The organism is Mycobacterium persicum, from assembly GCF_002086675.1.
Classification (GTDB): Bacteria; Actinomycetota; Actinomycetes; order Mycobacteriales; family Mycobacteriaceae; genus Mycobacterium; species Mycobacterium persicum.
The window spans coordinates 1-1,039 of record NZ_MVIF01000252.1; the positions used below are offsets into that span (position 1 = coordinate 1).

1 protein-coding gene and 1 pseudogene are annotated in these 1,039 nt (G+C 67.0%); one reads left to right on the forward strand and one right to left on the reverse strand.

The window, feature by feature from the left end:
• Nucleotides 1-150 precede the first annotated feature (150 nt).
• Complete coding sequence (locus BST40_RS28200) at nucleotides 151-795, reverse strand: nitroreductase family protein (RefSeq protein WP_075546779.1); 645 nt, start codon at nucleotides 793-795, stop codon at nucleotides 151-153.
• 62 nt (nucleotides 796-857) lie between these two features.
• Here BST40_RS28200 and BST40_RS33485 point away from each other — a divergent pair.
• Nucleotides 858-1,039: pseudogene (locus BST40_RS33485) on the forward strand (hypothetical protein); the annotation flags it as partial.

Below are 1,039 nucleotides of genomic sequence, written 5' to 3' on the forward strand. Positions count from 1 at the left end.
GGCATTGGTGGTGGCGGCGGCACCCACGGCACCCCCGGCAACGGCGCCGCAGGCGGCCACGGCACCGGGCAATCCGGCTTTTCCGGTATTGGAGGCCAGGGCGGCGACCCCTTCAACGGCAACCCGGGCAGCAACGGCAACCCAGGCTAGTTACCAGCTGTTCCAGTGCGTCAGGCTTTCGGCGGGTAGCCGCTTGGCCGGCCGGAAGTCGGTGCCTTTGGTGTAGGCGATCGGAAACAGCCCACCCTGGCTGTACTGGTCGTAGGGAATGCCGAGCACGTCGGCCACCTGCTGCTCACCGTCGCCCAGCAGGTGCAACGTCGTCCAGCAGGAACCGAGGCCGCGGGACCGCAGCGCCAGGCAGAAGCTCCACACGGCCGGAAACAGCGACGCCCAGAACGACACGCCGCCCAGCGGCGTCTGGTCTTCGCGGCCCTGGATGCACGGGATCATCAGCACCGGCGCTTCGTGCATGTGCTCGGCGAGATAGGTCGCGGAACTTCTGACCTTGCCCATCCGCTCACTGCGGGTGTCGCCCTCGGGGTACTCGGGTGCCGGTGCGCTCAGGTATGCCCGGGCATTGGTCAGGTAGACGTCGGCGATCGCTTTCTTGGTGGCGGCGTCCTCGACGAACACCCACTGCCAGCCCTGGGAATTGGAACCGGTGGGCGCCTGCAACGCCAATTCGAGGCATTCCATAAGCACGTCGCGGGGTACCGGCTTGTCGAAGTCGAGGCGTTTGCGGACCGAGCGGGTGGTGGTCAGGACTTCGTCGACGGTCAGATTCAGGGTCATGTGTGGAGGCTACCGATATGCCCATGTAGGACTCGCCCGCGCGGGCCGAATGTGAACTGCACGACGCCATCTCGCCGTGTCGCGTCGTCGATTTCACGGTCGGCGCCAAGGTTCAGCGGAGTCGCGGACCTGGAGCCCACCGCCAGGCCCGCTACGTCCGCGGCGACGTGCTGATGTTCGGGCCGGAACCCACCGGGCTGGACGCGGTGACTCTGGCCGATGAGCACATCACCGAACAGGTGCG